The organism is Rhizobium sp. USDA 4016, assembly GCF_056279705.1.
In genome coordinates this window covers 1,473,655-1,490,493 of record NZ_JBWCCY010000004.1, presented here as the reverse complement: position 1 = coordinate 1,490,493, position 16,839 = coordinate 1,473,655, and the positions used below count along the sequence as shown (strand labels likewise).

At 59.9% G+C, this 16,839-nt stretch carries 18 protein-coding genes and 1 pseudogene; 12 read left to right on the top strand and 7 right to left on the bottom strand.

Annotated elements, in window-relative coordinates; genetic code table 11:
- Positions 1-34 precede the first annotated feature (34 nt).
- Entirely contained in the window at positions 35-1,069 is a 1,035-nt protein-coding gene (locus ACZ9DP_RS22475; protein WP_476203611.1) for an LLM class flavin-dependent oxidoreductase, read from the top strand.
- Between the two features lie 201 nt (positions 1,070-1,270).
- Here ACZ9DP_RS22475 and ACZ9DP_RS22470 read toward each other — a convergent pair whose 3' ends face one another.
- Positions 1,271-1,741 (bottom strand): YybH family protein, encoded by a 471-nt coding sequence (locus ACZ9DP_RS22470; protein WP_074068747.1) that lies wholly within the window; start codon positions 1,739-1,741, stop codon positions 1,271-1,273.
- 349 nt (positions 1,742-2,090) lie between these two features.
- Between ACZ9DP_RS22470 and ACZ9DP_RS22465 the strand changes: the two genes are divergently transcribed.
- Complete coding sequence (locus ACZ9DP_RS22465) at positions 2,091-2,771, top strand: response regulator transcription factor (protein WP_131720427.1); 681 nt, start codon at positions 2,091-2,093, stop codon at positions 2,769-2,771.
- A 30-nt stretch (positions 2,772-2,801) separates the two neighbouring features.
- Here ACZ9DP_RS22465 and ACZ9DP_RS22460 read toward each other — a convergent pair whose 3' ends face one another.
- Both ACZ9DP_RS22460 and ACZ9DP_RS22455 read right to left on the bottom strand, forming a co-directional pair.
- Complete coding sequence (locus tag ACZ9DP_RS22460) at positions 2,802-3,065, bottom strand: YbfB/YjiJ family MFS transporter (RefSeq protein WP_476205451.1); 264 nt, start codon at positions 3,063-3,065, stop codon at positions 2,802-2,804.
- Between the two features lie 38 nt (positions 3,066-3,103).
- Positions 3,104-4,213, bottom strand: a complete 1,110-nt coding sequence (locus tag ACZ9DP_RS22455) for an NAD(P)H-dependent flavin oxidoreductase (RefSeq protein WP_476203610.1) — start codon at positions 4,211-4,213, stop codon at positions 3,104-3,106.
- Between the two features lie 272 nt (positions 4,214-4,485).
- Between ACZ9DP_RS22455 and ACZ9DP_RS22450 the strand changes: the two genes are divergently transcribed.
- From ACZ9DP_RS22450 to ACZ9DP_RS22425, 6 genes are all read left to right on the top strand, one after another.
- Complete coding sequence (locus ACZ9DP_RS22450) at positions 4,486-5,211, top strand: SDR family NAD(P)-dependent oxidoreductase (protein WP_476203609.1); 726 nt, start codon at positions 4,486-4,488, stop codon at positions 5,209-5,211.
- On the top strand, positions 5,205-5,675 hold the full coding sequence (locus ACZ9DP_RS22445) for a RidA family protein (protein ID WP_476203608.1): 471 nt from the start codon (positions 5,205-5,207) through the stop codon (positions 5,673-5,675). Before ACZ9DP_RS22450 ends, ACZ9DP_RS22445 begins: the two co-directional genes overlap by 7 nt.
- A gap of 34 nt (positions 5,676-5,709) precedes the next feature.
- Positions 5,710-6,699 (top strand): enoyl-CoA hydratase/isomerase family protein, encoded by a 990-nt coding sequence (locus ACZ9DP_RS22440; RefSeq protein ID WP_476203607.1) that lies wholly within the window; start codon positions 5,710-5,712, stop codon positions 6,697-6,699.
- 138 nt (positions 6,700-6,837) lie between these two features.
- Positions 6,838-7,389, top strand: a complete 552-nt coding sequence (locus tag ACZ9DP_RS22435; RefSeq protein WP_476203606.1) for a hypothetical protein — start codon at positions 6,838-6,840, stop codon at positions 7,387-7,389.
- 17 nt (positions 7,390-7,406) lie between these two features.
- The gene (locus ACZ9DP_RS22430) at positions 7,407-8,042 is read left to right on the top strand and encodes a cysteine hydrolase family protein (protein ID WP_476203605.1); all 636 of its coding nucleotides are present in this window, start codon (positions 7,407-7,409) and stop codon (positions 8,040-8,042) included.
- 215 nt (positions 8,043-8,257) lie between these two features.
- On the top strand, positions 8,258-9,787 hold the full coding sequence (locus ACZ9DP_RS22425) for an aldehyde dehydrogenase (NADP(+)) (protein WP_476203604.1): 1,530 nt from the start codon (positions 8,258-8,260) through the stop codon (positions 9,785-9,787).
- A 133-nt stretch (positions 9,788-9,920) separates the two neighbouring features.
- Here the strand turns inward: ACZ9DP_RS22425 and ACZ9DP_RS22420 are convergent.
- Together ACZ9DP_RS22420 and ACZ9DP_RS22415 are read right to left on the bottom strand one after the other, a co-directional pair.
- A pseudogene (locus ACZ9DP_RS22420) lies at positions 9,921-10,326 on the bottom strand (tautomerase family protein).
- 251 nt (positions 10,327-10,577) lie between these two features.
- Entirely contained in the window at positions 10,578-11,414 is an 837-nt protein-coding gene (locus tag ACZ9DP_RS22415) for an SDR family NAD(P)-dependent oxidoreductase (protein ID WP_476203603.1), read from the bottom strand.
- A 251-nt stretch (positions 11,415-11,665) separates the two neighbouring features.
- Between ACZ9DP_RS22415 and ACZ9DP_RS22410 the strand changes: the two genes are divergently transcribed.
- Positions 11,666-12,334, top strand: a complete 669-nt coding sequence (locus tag ACZ9DP_RS22410) for a VOC family protein (protein WP_476203602.1) — start codon at positions 11,666-11,668, stop codon at positions 12,332-12,334.
- 63 nt (positions 12,335-12,397) lie between these two features.
- Here the strand turns inward: ACZ9DP_RS22410 and ACZ9DP_RS22405 are convergent, their stop codons facing one another.
- Positions 12,398-12,577, bottom strand: coding sequence for a hypothetical protein (locus ACZ9DP_RS22405; RefSeq protein ID WP_476203601.1), 180 nt, complete (start codon positions 12,575-12,577; stop codon positions 12,398-12,400).
- 128 nt (positions 12,578-12,705) lie between these two features.
- Here ACZ9DP_RS22405 and ACZ9DP_RS22400 point away from each other — a divergent pair, with 128 nt between their 5' ends.
- From ACZ9DP_RS22400 to ACZ9DP_RS22390, 3 genes are all read left to right on the top strand, one after another.
- Positions 12,706-13,071 carry a response regulator transcription factor gene (locus ACZ9DP_RS22400; protein ID WP_476203600.1) on the top strand — a complete coding sequence of 122 codons (366 nt, stop codon included), beginning with the start codon at positions 12,706-12,708 and terminating at the stop codon, positions 13,069-13,071.
- Positions 13,072-13,197: 126 nt separating this feature from the next.
- Positions 13,198-15,855: a PAS domain-containing sensor histidine kinase gene (locus ACZ9DP_RS22395; protein ID WP_476203599.1), complete on the top strand. Its 2,658-nt coding sequence runs from the start codon at positions 13,198-13,200 to the stop codon at positions 15,853-15,855.
- Positions 15,852-16,226 carry a response regulator gene (locus ACZ9DP_RS22390; protein WP_168278198.1) on the top strand — a complete coding sequence of 125 codons (375 nt, stop codon included), beginning with the start codon at positions 15,852-15,854 and terminating at the stop codon, positions 16,224-16,226. The genes ACZ9DP_RS22395 and ACZ9DP_RS22390 overlap by 4 nt, the downstream gene beginning before the upstream one ends.
- Here the strand turns inward: ACZ9DP_RS22390 and ACZ9DP_RS22385 are convergent.
- Positions 16,174-16,512, bottom strand: coding sequence for a PAS domain-containing protein (locus tag ACZ9DP_RS22385; protein ID WP_476205450.1), 339 nt, complete (start codon positions 16,510-16,512; stop codon positions 16,174-16,176). The genes ACZ9DP_RS22390 and ACZ9DP_RS22385 overlap by 53 nt on opposite strands.
- Positions 16,513-16,839: the final 327 nt, after the last annotated feature.

Here is a 16,839-nt window from a genome sequence, read left to right as displayed (position 1 = left end):
CGACACCACCAGCTCAAACCGGAAGGATCGATGATTGGAAATCGGTATCGATAGTTTCGCAATGCTTTTGACCGACCCTGCCACGGGGCGATTGCAGTCAGCCATTGACCGCATGGAGAGCGTGCTGGCGGAGATTGAGCTCGCGGATCAAGTCGGCCTAGATGTTTTCGGAATGGGCGAACACCATCGAGAGAACGCGCTCGATTCAGCCCCGGCCGTCATCCTTGCGGCCGCGGCCGCGCGCACGAAGTCGATCAGACTGACAAGCGCCGTGGCAGTCCTCAGTGCCGCCGATCCCGTGCGGCTCTTCCAGGAGTTCTCCACACTGGATCTGATATCCGGCGGAAGAGCCGAACTCGTGGTCGGTCGCGGCTCATCCGTCGAGGCCTATCCTCTGTTTGGATTCGACCTGCGGGACTACGACGCGCTCTTCGCCGAGAAGCTGGACCTCTTGCTGAAGATCAGGGAGCAACCCAATGTCAAATGGCAGGGCCGCTTTCGTCCTGCGATCAATGGCGAGGGTGTCTTTCCCCGTCCGCACCAGCCGACCTTGCCAATCTGGCTGGGCGTCGGCGGCACGCCTGAATCCTTCCTCCGCGCTGGAACACTCGGATTGCCGTTGATGGTCGCCATCATCGGCGGAAGCTTCGAACGTTTCTTGCCTCTGGTCGAACTCTACCGTCGCGCGTGGCTCGCCGCCGGCCATCCCGCGCAGGACCAGAAGGTCGGAGTACATGCCCTAGGCTTCGTCGGAGAGACGGACACGGCTGCCAGGGAAACGTTCTTTCCGGGCTGGTTCCAGATGTTCACGGACGCTGGACGGGAACGGGGATGGCCGCCGCCAACGAAGGCGCAATTTGAGCACATGTGCGGTCCAAGTGGCGCGTTCATGGTTGGCAGTCCGGAGACAGTTGCGGCCAAGATTATGCATGTGAACAATACCTTGCGTGGAGTCTCTCGCATCACCTTCCAGATGAGCACCGCAGCACTGGAAACCGAGGCGATGCGCCGCTCGATAGAACTCCTCGGCACTGATGTCGCGCCTCTTGTTCGCGGACAATGTCCTTGAATGAGTCATCGAATTACACGAGGCTCAAGGGAAGATACCAACACCGCCTGATCGCCGGGGGATCAGCCACAGCCTTCCCCAGAAGTCACCAGACGCCTTCTCACAGGCGGTTCCCGATCCGTGGGCCTGAGGAAGCGAAGTGTTTCCACCGTCGGTGGAAGCACTTATTGCGAAGGCAACGCGCCAACGTGGATGCTGTGGTCAACTGCTGCTGCCGAAAATGAGGTTTCGATAGGCTGCGAGCATCTCCGGATCTTCGACAGAGCCATGATGATGGAGTTGCCTCCAGCCGCCATCCACCTGAACGAACCAGCGGGTTGTTCGGAAGGCGACATCAAGACTGTCGCTGGCAGTTTGACACTTACCCCGTTCCCGACCGACGAACAGATGCCACTCGCGTCCGCCCTGGCTGGTGAAGTCATGGAACGCAACATTTACCGTTGCGGCGCCGCCGAACAGCTTAGAATAACCCTCAGCGATCTCGTTCCAACCGCGACGAATTCCGCCGATAGGGTTGTCCATGCTGGGAGCCGCCCCAGGGAACCAGATCGCCTCCAGCCCCACCATATCGGCAGCATTGAAGGCCCTGTAGAATTCGATCAGCGCATCCAGAGCGCCACCGTTCCCTGCCTTCTGTTCTGCACCCGTGATCTCTTCAAAACGTTCCTTCATGTCGAAACCTCTTTGCGGAATCTGTGGCGAGCTACGCCAATCCAGCGGCGTCGATCGGTCGACTGGAGGAAGGTGGCAGCACGCTCCAGAGCCAAGCCGACGAAGGCAACATGCGCGGCGATGGTTGCGTAATCCATTATACGATGGTGTCGGCGCAAGCCCACCGCGGCAAAATCCCCGATAGGCCGCTGGCGATACCATCGTACAATGGACTTCTAGCGAGAACGGCGCATCCTCAGCAGGCGGTCGGAGCAAGCGCATTGCGCTGCCGCGCCGCAAGTTGAGAGAGTTGTGATATACATACTTCGATTGGACGACGAGCCTGCTGTCTTCTCTGGGGACGAAGCACATGTATCGGATGATCTCAGCAATGACGAATGCAGCGCTTCCCGATGGCGGGGATATCAAGCGACCAACCGTCGTGGTTATCGACGACGACATATCAGTCAGGGAATCCCTGGAGCTCCTCATAGTATCAGCGGGCTGGCAGCCCCTGCTCTTTGAATCCGCCCAATCCTATCTTGCAACCCCCCTCTCGTCGGCTCCGTGCTGTCTCGTACTCGATGTCAACATGCCGGGCCTGAACGGCCTCGATTTGCAGACCGTGATCAACATGGGCGGCAATCGCATGCCGATCATTTTCGTCTCCGGCTTCGGCGATGTCCCGATGACCGTAAAGGCGCTCAAGGGGGGCGCGCTCGATTTTCTGACCAAACCCATCGACACGATGGCGCTTCTGGAGGCGATCCGATCGGCACTCGCGCGGAGCGAAGAAATGCTACGCAACGACGAGGAGCTTCGACGGCTGCAGCGCTCGTACGACACGCTGACAAAGAGGGAACGCGAAGTGATGATACGCGTGGTCAAGGGTCTCTTGAACAAGCAGGTCGCATTCGAGCTCGATATAAGCGAGATCACCGTGAAGGCGCATCGCGGCCAAGTCATGCGTAAAATGGACGCCCGCACCCTTCCGGAACTGGTGAACATGGCTGCAAAGCTCAGCCTCGGAGAAAGCGTCGAGGCGGACTGAAGCGTCCGGCGGTCTAGCGCGGCGACGGCACTACCCTCGCGCTCGACGTCTTCCGGATGGATAGAGTATTATCATCGCAACGAATATGGCCGCCCCGACGACCAGGGCGATGCTGGCAAGGCCGAGGGAAAGACCGAATCCCGCGTCGATGCCAGCCGTCCGCGCCAGAATGATCCCCACCACCGGAGGTCCCGCGATCTGTCCGACAGCGAAGACAGCCGTCAGAAGTCCCATGTATCGGGCATGATTTCTCGCGCGGATTGGCCTCACTTCGTTCATGGCAAAGAAGCTGATCGCGGTGAACGGCAGGCCAACCGGAGCGCTGCTGACGCTCAGTCCCAGAGCGTCGTGCCAGAACGCGAGCAGGCTCGGCGCCCGAGCACCATTAGCGCTGCTTCGTAGAGGTTCCGGGTCAGATCGAAGGCTCCCATCCTGGGTGCAAGTCTCGCCGACTGGCCCGCCCATAGGTTTGTGAAGTCACCCCGTGACGCCTTTTCCGCCTGCGCGCGCACGGCAGACAGTGCGGCTCCGGCGGTTGGGAACGCTGGCACGGCCTCTGAAATTGGACCGAGTTCCTGCATGAGGCGGTTGACGATACCTCTGGCGGGACGGCCGGTGAAGACGTTCGTGATTGCGGTACTGTCATCACCTGCCTCGGCGAGCGCTTGCGCGTGTACCGCCGGGATCTTCGCCTCCGGGCAGAAAAGGTAGGCCGTGCCGACCTGGACGGCGGAAGCGCCGAGCATTAAGGCTGCAGCAACGCCCCGCCCGTCGGCGATACCACCCGCAGCAATCACAGGAACCGCTACGGCATCGACAACTTGCGGAACGAGCGCCATCGTTCCGACCTGGGTGGACATGTCCTGCGTGAGGAAGTTGCCACGGTGCCCTCCGGCCTCAGAACCCATCGCGATGATGGCGTCGGCCCCGTTCGCCTCCAGCCACGCGGCTTCGGCCGCAGTCGTAGCGGAGGACACGACCTTCGCGCCGGCCGCCTTCACGCGGTCCAAGAGCGGCCTGGCAGGCAATCCGAAATGGAAGCTCACCACCTCCGGCCTATGCTCTTCGACAACCTCACAGAAGCGTTCATCGAACGGCGCACGACTCGCACCGGAAACGGGAGCGGCAGGGTCGAGATCGAATTCGACATAGTAGGGCGCCAGCAACGCCCTCCATCGGATCTCAGCGACCGCGTCCTCGGGAGGCGTTTGATGCGCGAAGAAATTCACGTTCAGCGGCGCCTTGATCGAGGCGCGAATGCTGCTGATCGCAGTCTTCAGTTGATCGGCGGTCAATTGCGCACTCGGCAGCGAGCCTAGTCCTCCAGCCTGCCCTGCGGCGACCACCATCTCGATGGTCGTTGCTCCAGCCATAGGCGCCTGGATGATCGGAAGCTCAATACCGAAAAGATCGAGAATGCGTCGGTCTGGCCAGCTCGTCATATCGCACACCATCCCATTGTGTGGCTCGACCACTGGTTAGATCCTTGCACGTGGCGGGTCTATTGCACTTGATGATCTGACACCCGATCCAAAGGTATCGGGGACACCTTCGTACAATAGCTAGAAGCGCTTAACCGCGAGATGGTGTTGTCACGGCGGCGGCGACGATCGTTCCTATCCGCAACAGCAGAGACATGACTTTGAAGATCCTGGCGAACCTGCCGCGCGTCGGCGGTCGGAGGATCGTGCGTGGTCCAACAATGGAGGTGCTAATGAGCACGCGGAAGACAATCTTGATCACCGGCGCGTCGCAGGGGATCGGGGCAGGACTGGTCAGATCGTTCCTCGAACGAGGCTACAATGTCGTCGGCACATCGCGCCGTGTCACGGAAGCATTGCTGCCGGACGCTCCGGAACACCTGGAACTGGTCGATGGCGACGTGGGCGATCCAGTGACCGCCGAACGCGTGGCGCAACGCGCGATCGAACGCTTCGGATCGATCGACGCGCTGGTGAACAACGCGGGCATTTTCTTCACCAAGCCGTTCCTCGAATACACGATCGACGACCTTCGGCAGCTTACCGCGACGAATGTCGAAGGATTCATCCACTTCACCAAGCACGCGATCCGGCAGATGCTCCGCCAGGGATCGGGCGGAAGTGTCGTCACGATAACGACCTCGCTGACAGACCACCCGATCGCCGGCGTGACCGCGTCGTTCGCCATGATCACCAAGGGCGGCCTGAATGCGGTCACGAAGAGCCTCGCGATGGAATTCGCCAAGGACAACATCCGGGTGAACGCCGTCGCTCCCGGCATCGTCGACACGCCGATGCATGAAAAGGATCCGAAGGACTTTCTGAAGTCTCTCTCGCCGATGGGCACGATCACCGCCGTCTCGGAGATCGTCAACGGCGTCGTCTATCTGACGGAATCCACGAACATCACCGGGGAGGTGCTGCACGTCGACAACGGCGCACATTTGGGAAAATGGTAGTCCATGGCGCTGACGCACGATTGCGGGATCTTGAGATCGAGCTCCCTCCCCCGCCGACACCTTTCGGCGCCTATGTCGAGGCGGTCCAGGTCGGCACGCTTCTCTTCCTGAGCGGAATGCTCCCAGTGATCGGACACGAAGCGGTCTACCACGGGCGCGTCGGCGAGGGTCTTTCGGTCCCTGAAGGCTACGACGCCGCCCGCGCTGCCTGCCTCAGCGGGCTCGCCGCGGCGAAGGCACACCTGGGATCTCTGAACAAGATCAGCCGTATCGCCAAGCTCGGCGTCTACATCGCGTCGCCCGGCGATTTCCAGGACCACCCGAAGGTGGCCGACGGGGCATCCGAGCTTCTGCGCGACGTGTTTGGCGCGTCATTGGTTCCGCCCCGAATCGTCCTTGGCGTCTCCAGCATACCGTTGGGAATGCCGGTCGAAATCGAACTCGTGCTCAAGATCGAATCCTAGCGACATCGTTCCAACGACCTGAATGGAGTTATTCATGAAACTCAGATCACCCATCTCGACGAGCGCAATGATCTCGTCATCGAAGTTCCTGACGGCTGCGGCAGTGCTCACGCTTCCGGCCCTTGCGCTTTCCGGGCAAACCATGGTCGCGGAGACGACAGATCGTCCCGCCGACTCCAAGTCACAGCCTGCGAGCGAGAAGCCCCAAATCCGGATCGAGAAGCGCACGCCCGCATATTGGCGCGTCACCTTCGACAATCCGCCCTTCAACATATTCGGCCCGGAGACCATTCCGCAGATGGAGGAGGTCGTCGCGGAGATCGAAGCGGACCCGAGCCTGAGGGTCGTCGTCTTTGACAGCGCGGTGCCGGGCTTCTTCCTCACCCACTATAACTTTACGCCGCCGCTCTCCGAATCCACGAGCCTTCCCTATGGAAGGACCGGGCTCCACCCCCTGCCGGACATGCTCGTTCGCATCAGCAAGGCGCCCGTTGTCTCCATCGCCCTCATCCGCGGGCGAGCCACGGGCGTCGGCAGCGAACTGGCGCTCGCCAGCGACATGCGGTTTGCCAGCAAGGAGAATGCAATTCTTTCTCAATGGGAGGTCGGAGCCGGCTTCGTTCCGGGTGGCGGTCCGATGGCGCGCCTCCCGCGTCTGATGGGACGCGGCCGCGCGCTCGAAGTCCTTCTCGGCTCCGATGACATCAACGGCGAGCTTGCCGAGGAATACGGCTATGTCAACCGTTCATTCGACGACGACAAGCTCGACCCGTTCGTCGATGCGCTCGCCGCAAGGATTTCTGGTTTCGACCGCCAGGCGATCGCCGATACGAAACGCCTCGTCGATTTCGCCAGCCTCCCGAGCGATCCGGAAATCGGAGCGGGCTGGGACGCGTTCATCCAGTCCGTCCAGCGCCCCGTGGCCCAGAAGAACATCGGCCGCCTGATGGAAATGGGACTTCAGACGAACCCGGACATCGAAGAGCGCCTCGGGCACTACACCCAGACTTTGGCCGACAACTAGGCCGGAGCCGCGCCCGCGCGTTGGAACGGCAGGTCGCGCGGGCGCACATCGTGCCAGTCGTCCACTCAGAGAAATCGCGCGGTCCCCAGCCGCGGAGATCTTCCGCACCGACAACCCAACCAGCGATGGAGAAGTCACATGCACAGCATCGAAAACCAGATCGTCGATTCCAGCTTTTCGGCAATCATCAACGCACCGATCGAACAGGTGGATATTCCGAAGTGGTGCTTTACCCTGCCGGAGAAGGAATACCAGGGCTGCTCTCCGGCGCACATCGCTGCGGGCTTCACGACGGCGCCCGACGGCACGCGCATGTCGATCAATGTCGAGACGATCGGCGGAAGCCTGATGGTCCAGCATTACCTCGAAACCCTCGGCGAGAAGGATCATCTCGTCCTTGATTCCGATTCCGACGTGTTCACGCCAAATGGCCGCGTGACGATCCACGTCACCTGGGAGCTCAGCGTCAAGAAACTCGACCCGGGTCGATGTGAATTCACCAACCGCGTCAGGTCCTATGCAACGGACGAGATGATGGCCTTCCTCGACCGCCAGGGCATCCCCTTCGAGATCTTCCGGACGCAACGGCAACCGATGTCGATCGCACACAACAAGGGCGAGACTCCCCTGTTTGCGGCAAGCATCGAGCGGGCGGCGCTGAAGAACGCCGCCTCCACGAAAGCGGCCTGATCATCGGAGGAATCCCCATGACCCAACTGTCTTTCGACCGGAATAATACAGGTCTGCTGGTGGTCGATCCGTACAACGACTTCATTTCCGAAGGCGGCAAGATCTGGCCAAGGATCAAGGAAGTGGCCGAGGCGAACAACTGCGTACCGCACATGCTCCAAGTGCTGAACGCGGCGCGCGAGGCGAAGCTTCACGTCTTCTATGCTATGCATCATCGGTATCGCGCCGGCGATTACGAAAATTGGAAGTTTATCGCTCCTATCCAGCGCGCGGCATGGCATCGCAAGAGCTTCGAGTTCGGCACCTGGGGCGGAGAATTCCGCGCCGAGTTCGTGCCACAGCCGGGTGACGTCGTCGCCTCCGAACACTGGTGCTCCAGCGGCTTCGCCAACACCGATCTCGATCTCGAGCTGAAGCGGCATGGAATCCAGAGGCTCATCGTGATCGGGCTCGTTGCCCACACCTGCATCGAGGCGACCGTGCGCTACGCCGCCGAACTCGGATACGACGTGACCGTCGTCAAGGACGCGGTAGCCGATTACTCGCAGGAGATGATGCATGCCGCTCTGGAGGTCAACCTCCCCAACTATGCCAGCGCTATCGTCGACACCACGGAAGCCATCGAAGCGATCGCCCTTACACAAGCGGCGTAAGCTTGCGTCTCGGCGCCATCAGCATCTGGCGAGCGTTCACGGACGCACGCCGGATCTCCCATCAAAATCGAAAAGTAATACTTTTTAACCCTCAAGGGTTGGCATGCCCTTCGCCGGCACCTATGTGAGTTCGACAGCCGACTGCCGCCGATCTATGTCGATCCTCCAATATGGTACAGAGAGGCGGTCATGGCTCCCAATTCGAAAGGATCCACATGACATTCTCCGGAGACCTTCTCATCGGCGGCTCAAACGTGCGTGGCGCGGCTGCGACCTTTTCCGCAATAAACCCTGCCAACGGCAGTGCAATGGACCCGACTTTCGCGGGCGCGACGAAGGCGCAGGTGGAGATGGCCACGGCTTTGGCGTGGGACGCGTTCCCGGTCTACAAGGAGACGACGCTCGAAGATCGGGCGCGCCTCCTGGAAACCATCGCTGAAGGCATCATCTCACTCGGCGACGACCTTATCCTGCGAGCGATGGACGAAACTGGCCTGCCGCGCACACGGATCGAAGGTGAACGCGCCAGAACTGTCGGACAGTTGCGCCTGTTCGCGAAAGAGGTCCGCGACGGCAAGTTTCAGGAGCTTCGCTTCGATCCGGCCGACGCTGACCGCAAGCCTGTTGCTAAACCGGACCTTCGACTGAGAAACATTGCTCTCGGTCCGGTCGCCGTATTCGGAGCATCGAACTTTCCTCTCGCATTCTCTGTCGCTGGCGGCGACACAGCCTCGGCCCTTGCCGCCGGCTGCCCTGTTGTCGTCAAAGCTCACTCTGCCCACCCCGGAACGTCCGCGCTCGTTGGCAAAGCAGTCGTGAATGCCGTCACGGCATGCGGTCTTCCACCTGGGACGTTTGCCCTTTTGTTCGATGCAGGATTCGAGGTGGGACAGACCCTCGTCGCCGATCCCCGGATCCGTGCCGTCGGATTCACCGGTTCGCGCCGCGGCGGTACCGCGTTGATGAAGATCGCCTCGGAGCGGAAGCAACCAATACCTGTCTACGCCGAGATGAGCAGCATCAATCCCGTCATTCTTTATCCGAGCGCGCTTCGTAATCGCGGAACCAAGATCGGAACATCGTTCGCATCCGCCCTAACCCTGGGCGCGGGCCAGTTCTGCACCAATCCAGGCCTGATCATCGCCGTCGATGGTCCTGGACTCGATGCGTTCATCGGAAGTGCCGGTGCAGCGATTTCGGAAGCGCAGGCCCAGACCATGCTGACGGGCGGCATCTGCGAGGCCTACCGCAAGGGTGTGGCAAGGCTGTCGTCGTCATCGTCGGTCTGGCAGGTCGCTGCGGGGAAGAACGGAACTTCCTATCAGGCCGCGGCCGCGCTCTTCGAAACGACTGCCGCAGCATTCCTCCGCGATCCCGCGCTGCAGGAAGAAATCTTCGGCGCCTCAGGACTGATTGTTCGCTGTAAGGACGAAACGGAGCTACGTGAAGTCATCGAATCCTTGGAGGGTCAGTTGACGATCGCCCTGCACGTGGATGCCGAGGACATCGCGGCCGCCTCGACGATAATCCCGCAGTTGGAGCTTCTCGCGGGCCGACTTCTCGTCAACGGCTTCGGAACCGGGGTCGAGGTATCCCCGGCGATGGTCCATGGGGGACCGTATCCGGCCACGTCAGACGGTAGATCGACCTCAGTCGGGACACTGGCGATTTATCGATTCCTGCGGCCCGTTTCCTACCAGGACTTCCCGGCGGAGCTGCTTCCGGAGTCACTTAGACGGTCATAAGCGCACTCGGGCGGTGACGAAGACGCCGGGCAGGCGTGAACCGCCGCGTCGGCCCCTCAATCAGACGGGTGCGCGGGAAGCGGCTTAGGAGCGGTGTTTTAGGCATCGGCGTGTGGTGTGCGGCACGACTGTCTCAGTCGGATCTGCTTGCAGTCAGTTCTCCGGTCATGAACTGAGCCCGTCCCATGCCGAACGACCAGTCCTCGTCTGAATTCTTCAGATCGAGACCATGACATCGGACGGATCGATGCCGCATTGGATGCGCAGCGACCGGGCAAGCGTTTCGTATAGGACCAGCTTCATCGTGCGTGACCGGACCCGGCTGACGATTTCGACAAGAACGAATCTTTCGGACCTATCCATCCCAAGGCCGGTATCAAGGACTTGAAGATGCGATCTCTCGTGCTCCTCCAATATCTGATACCGATCTCGGCGCGGAACGCCGAATGCTCCGACAACGACATCGTGGGCGACGTCGAGCAGCGTCTGAAGTTCGTCGACGCTGCGCCTTTGAAGACGTGGATCCTTACCAGTGGCATTGGTCATCTCCTTCATCGGTGCGGTGCTTCGTCATGACGCCGATCCGCATCCCGATGGCGTGCAGCTCGCACCGGAATTCCGAGAGCTGAGGTCACCCATGTTACGACCTCCGCCACCTTCGGAAGGCGCGAAAGCAGACTTCGTCCGTGACACATTTGAGCATGATGCCAGCACACCTGTCATCGTGGCGAGGACGACTGCTTGCCGTCCTTTTGAAACCCACGCTTTGAGGGCGATCGGCAACTTAAACTCAGGCATTGAACGCTCCGGGCGTGGCATCCTGGGGAATCGCTGCGGCGCGATATCGGGGCGCCGGAGTGTTCCGCGACAAGTTCGGTATCAACTTCCGCCTCGCCGCCTCATATGCGTTCCAGTCATCGGCGTCCGGAACGGATGGAAGCGTCACCAGCTCACCCATATCCAGGCCCGCGAGAGCGGCGTCCACCGCGTCGTCGGCCTTCATGACGATACTGTCTGGCAGGTGCTCGAGTGACCCCCCGGCAGATTCCCAGAAGGGCGTCTCCACGGCCCCTGGAAGGACTGCTTGAACGCGAACGTTCTTTTCGGCGAGTTCCTTGTGCAGCGAGAACGTCAACGCGAGAACGAATGCTTTCGTGGCGCCGTAGACGCCGTTGAGAATTTCGGGGGCGAGAGCAAGCGCCGAGGCGACGTTGATGATAGTACCTTGCTCCCGCGCCACGAACGAAGGAGCGGCGGCGTAGACCAGGCGGGTCAACGCCGTGACGTTGATCCTGATCATGCGCTCCATGTCCTCAACGTCAGAGACAAGGAGTGGCTGTACCGCGCCAACGCCTGCGTTGTTGACGAGCATGTTGATCGATGGGTCGCTGCGAAGAAACCCCTCTATCTTGAGTAGGTCCTCCCTGGCGCCGAGATCGGCTCTCAGCGTCGTCACGCGGCGCCCCGTCCCGCGAGTAACCTCTGCGGCCACGTTCGTAAGTCCATCCTGACTGCGCGCCACGAGCACGAGATCATAGCCTCGTCTGGCGAGCCTATCGGCATAGATCGCACCGATACCTGAAGATGCACCTGTAATCAGAGCTGTTCCTTTGGACGATTGCGTCATCTAGCGTCTCCGTGCTGAGCCTCCGCGGGCGTGCTGCCCATCCCGACTGTTGGCGTTTGTCGTCCTTAGGGATCGTTCGGATTCCGCCCGGAATCCATTGGACGAAGGTATCGGCGATACCTTGGAAGGGGTTTTCGTGAGCGATCGCAGATTGGAACCGACACCATCGGACAATGGACGCGACCGGTGCGCGAGATCATCGTAGCGCCGTCTGCTAGCAGTCCGCAGGGACACACAGAGGGAGAAGGTGAATGACCGTCCAGGAGCGCAGCACTCAGTCTGCCACCGCCGTGAAAGACATCGACATGAAGCTTGAGGTCGTTGTGATACCGGTATCCGACGTTGATCGCGCGAAGTCATTCTACACAGGCCTTGGCTGGAGACTTGACGCCGATGTCTCTGGCGCAGACGGCTTCAGGGTCGTCCAGGTAACGCCTCCAGGATCGTCCTGCTCGGTCATCTTCGGCAGGAACGTCACTGCGGCCGTCCCGGGATCAGCGCAAGGACTCCATCTCATCGTCTCGGACATCGAGATGGCCCATGCGGCACTCGCCGCTCGCGGCGCCGAAATGAGCGGGGTCTTCCATGACGGGGGTGGCGTGTTCCATCACAAAGGCACCGATGGGCGCGTCGCCGGCCCCCACCCCTCTCGCGCCAGCTATGGCTCGTTTGCCTCCTTCAGCGATCCTGACGGAAACGGATGGCTTTTACAGGAAGTGACCGCGAGACTTCCTGGCCGCATCGAAGCCACGGGTGCAGCCTTCAGCTCCGCCGCCGATCTTGCTAACGCGCTTCGTCGTGCCGCCGAAGCCCATGGCGAACATGAGAAACGCATGGGTGGGAAACACGACGATGAATGGCCGGACTGGTACGCCGAATATATGGTGAGCGAGCAGTCGGGCGGTCCTCTCCCGATTTGATTACCATTGTGCGTGGCGGCGCTGAATGAGGCCAAGCCGGGACGAGCGGCATCGCGGGCTCGCTCATTTTCCGCTGATACCGACACCATTGAACAATAGTTTGGATACCGCCAGGGTGATGCATAATGCGGTGACGACATCGTCCTCGCAAAAGCATGGAGCGACGGCCGGACGGCTACCGGCTACGACAAGCAATTCGGATGTTCCAATATTGTGAAGACGCAAAACCCGGACAATATCCATGCAGACAATCCTGTGCTGCCGCGGCATGCTTCAGCCCAGATCGCCGCCGCAGGCGGCGCAATATTTGGCTTTTCGTTAAGGGCCCAGAGAACGCAAGACAGCCACAGCGCGACGAAGGCGCATCGACAATGACGATCGAGTGCGCGCTGGTGTCTGTCGTTGATGATGAGTCGGTCAGAGAGTCTCTTCCCGACCTGATCCGGATATTCGGATACGACGTCCGTGCATTCTCCTCTGCCGACAAGTTCTTGGATTCCGAATGGGTATCAAGAACGAACTGCCTGATACTCGACGTCGCCATGCCTGGCATGTCCGGTCCCGAACTTGAGGAAGAGTTGATCCGTCGCGGTGACCGAATTCCAGTCGTCTTCATCACGGCCCATAAGGACGAGAACGATCGAACTCCCCTCATGCAGAACGGCGCGGTTGCCTGCCTGTTCAAGCCGTTTAGTGATGTCGCCCTGCAGGAAACGCTGGATCGGGTTTTCGCCTAGGAGACTGTGAGCTCGCGTGCAATTCAGCATAGTCTGGCCCCATCCGACACCATAGGACAATGTACGAGAGGTGGCGGAAACCATACAGTGCACGAAAAGGGTAGGTCAGCCCTTGAAAGGACATGCATGCAGACGGAACTCGGTCGGGTTCTCGACGCGCTGCCTGGGATGGTGTTCTGCGCTCTTCCGGACGGACGCATCGATTTTGTGAATAAGGACCTGGCCCATTTTTCCGGCGTCCCGATGGCCGAGACAAACGCGTGGGAATGGCCGGTTCACGGGGAACCTGCGGAGGCGTCGATGATCGTCGATAGGTTTCGATCGATGCTATCTCGGGATGAGCCATTCGAGATGGATATCCCAATCCTGCGGGCCGACGGCGAGCGCCGCCTTCTGAGGGTCCGGTGCAACCCCATGCTCACAGACAGCAAGGTCCAGAAATGGTATGGTCTTGCCAACGAACGTGAGCTTGCGAGCACGGATAGTCGTACCGAGCACGAAACGGACTTTCAGCGCATCGTGGATAGCATTCCTGTTCCAGTCGCGGTCACCACACCGACTGGAGACGTTGAAGCATTGAACAATCCTGCTCTCGAATACTTCGGCATGACGCTGGATGAACTGAAGAACTGGAAGGCGATCGAGGTCGTCCATCCCGAAGACCTGCAGCATACCATCGCCGATCAGCTCGAGGCGCACAGGACCGCGACCTTCTACAATGTCGAAAGCCGTCATCTCCGTTCGGACGGCGTCTATCGCTGGCACAATGTGCTTGGCTTGCCCTTCAAGGACCGCGACGGAAATATTCTACGTTGGTTTCATCTTCTCGTCGACATCGATGACCGCAAAAAGGCTGAATTGGCGCTTGCCATGCGCGAGCGCGAAGCGCAACTGGTATTGGAGAGCATCCCGGCCGGGATCGCCGTCCTGGCTCCAGATGGAAAGGTCGAGGCGATCAACGGACCGCTGTTGCGGTACTACGGACGCAAGCTCGAGGAGCTGCGCGATTGGGGCAACACGGATGTTGTGCATCCGGACGACATGCCCCGAATGATCGCAGCCGTGTCGGATGCTGTCGCATCCGGATCTCCGTATGATAGAGAGGTGCGTCTGCGGCGCGCCGACGGAACATATCGCTGGTTCCAGGTCACCGGACATCCCTTGAAGTCGGAGGATGGCAAGATCATCCGGTGGTACGCCCTTCACATGGACATCGACGATCGGAAGCAGGCAGAAGAAGCGCTGGCGGAACGTGAACGCGAATCGCGATTGGTCATCGACGGCATAGCGGGAATGATTGCGATCTTTTCGCCGGACGCCAAACTGATTGGCGGCAACCAGCAGATAATCGACTATTTCCAGCGCCCTATCGAGGAGCTCGACAACTGGGCGACGAATGGGATCACACATCCCGACGATCTCCAGATCTGCATCGACAGTTTCATGGGAGCCATCGCGACCGGAGAACCCTATGACTACGAGACCCGCTTCCTCCGGCATGATGGAACATGGCGCTGGTTTCAGCTTCGCGGGTTGCCATTGCGAAACACGGACGGTCAGATCGTGCGTTGGTATGGCCTGCTGACGGATATAGACGATCGAAAACGTACCGAGGAAAATCTCCGCAGAAGCGAAGCTTTTCTGGCCGACGCACAGCGGCTCAGCAAGACAGGAAGCTTCTCGCTCAAGCTTGGCACCGACGAGGTCACCTGGTCGGCGGAAACTTATCGCATCTTCGGTATCGATCCTTCCACGAGAGTGACGCTGCGCACCATTCTGTCGCGCCTAGATCACGACAGCTTTGAAAGCGTGCAGCGCGTCCTCGAACGCGCGCGCGAAGGAAGTGGTGACTTCGACTACGACATCACGCTGGTTATGCCCGACAAGTCGATGAAGCACGTTCGCGTCCTGGCTCACAGCGAGCGAAACAAGGACGGCGAGCAGGAACTGACTGGCGCAGTGCAGGACGTAACTGAAAGCCGACGGGCAGAAGAGACACTCAACCAGGTTCGGTCCGAGCTCGCCTATGTCACGCGCGTTACAAGCCTTGGCGTGCTGACGGCGTCGATCGCCCACGAGGTCAATCAGCCTCTTGCCGGGATCGTCACCAATGCGAACACGTGTCTTCGCGTCCTGGCTACGGAACCGCCCAACATGGAGGTCGCGAAAGACACGGCTCGCCGTATGATCCGCGATGCCAACCGGGCCGCGGACGTGATCGTCAGGCTGCGGGCGCTGTTCAGCAGAAAACCTCCGATCATCGAGCCGATCGACATGAACGAGATCGCAAGCGAAGTGATCGCCTTGGCACTGAGCGACCTCCAGCGGGCGCGCGTGTCAGTCGCGACAGAATTCGGCCATAACCTGCCACCCGTCGCAGGTGCCCGTGTCCAGCTCCAGCAGGTGATCATGAACCTGCTCCGAAACGCCATCGAGGCTCTGGCTGGGATCAACGACAGGCCGAAGCAAATCATAATCAACACCCAAGCAGACCCGACAGGTGAGGTCCAAGTTTCAGTGAGTGACGACGGAGTCGGATTCGCCTCGCAGGAGATGGGACGGATCTTCGACGATTTCTATACCACGAAACCCGATGGCATGGGCATCGGACTATCTGTCAGTCGATCCATAGTCGAAAACCACAATGGACGGCTGTGGGCGAAAGCGAACAATAGCCATGGCGCAACAGTTGCGTTTGCCATTCCGACATATGACGTTGCCGGAGAATCTTGCGACGTTGAAGTTCGAGACAGGCCCCACTCGCCCTCCGGGACAGTTCGATGAGAAAGCGATCAAAGTTCGTATCGGTGATCGATGACGACGAGTCTGTACGAGAAGCTCTCCCAGACCTGCTCCGATCGTTCGGTCTGTCGGTGGAAGCATTTCCATCCGCGGAGGCCTTCCTCGGATCGCAGGCACTGGAGACCAGTGACGGCATCATCCTGGACGTGGCAATGCCGGGCATGACGGGTCCCGAATTGCAGCGCGAGCTTAGACGTAGAAATCTACGCTTTCCGATCATTTTTGTGACCGCATTCGCTGACGAGATGGTGCGCGCGCGCCTGATAAGCGACGGAGCGGTGGGGTGCCTGTTCAAACCGTTCAGTGATGACGAGCTGCAGAATGCGCTTCGCCTCGCTTCCCTCGTGACCTGACGGTCCCCTCGCAGTCTCGGTCATGGAGAGTAGTTTCACACAATTCCGGCACTATGGCGCAAGTGCCGGGCGTTTGCTCCATAATGCCGGACATTTCTTGAACACGCTGCCAATCCTGGTTTGGAACATTAAGGCAGACGGTTATCGAGTTCCGACGAAGGCGCATCTCGAACTCCGCGGAACCACCCCTGGCGACCGCATCGTGCCAACTATCGCGGACCCACTTGATGTCATCTGGATGAATTGTCGCCGTCCAGCCGCGTTCCCGAAGCTCTTTGACGTCAATGCCAGTGCACTCGCGGTCGGCGATTCACGAAAGTCGTTACGCCATCTGGCCCTGTTGCTCAGACTAACCCAAGCAGGATGTCGAAAGGTTTCCAGAGGTCTGCTTCCATACCTCACTTTCCCACAGTCAAGGCGCGGTCATTTTTTGAGTACTCGAAGCAATCTCGTCATCCGAGATGTTGTACCTTCGTAAAGGTCTCAGGTGCTTTGTTACATTGCGAGGCTTGCAGAGGCGCAACGAAGAACATTGTACATACTAAAGTGTCGGCGATACCATGGTGCAATAGTCCCCGCGCCTGTTCAGTGTGACCTTCCTCCCATCAACCCT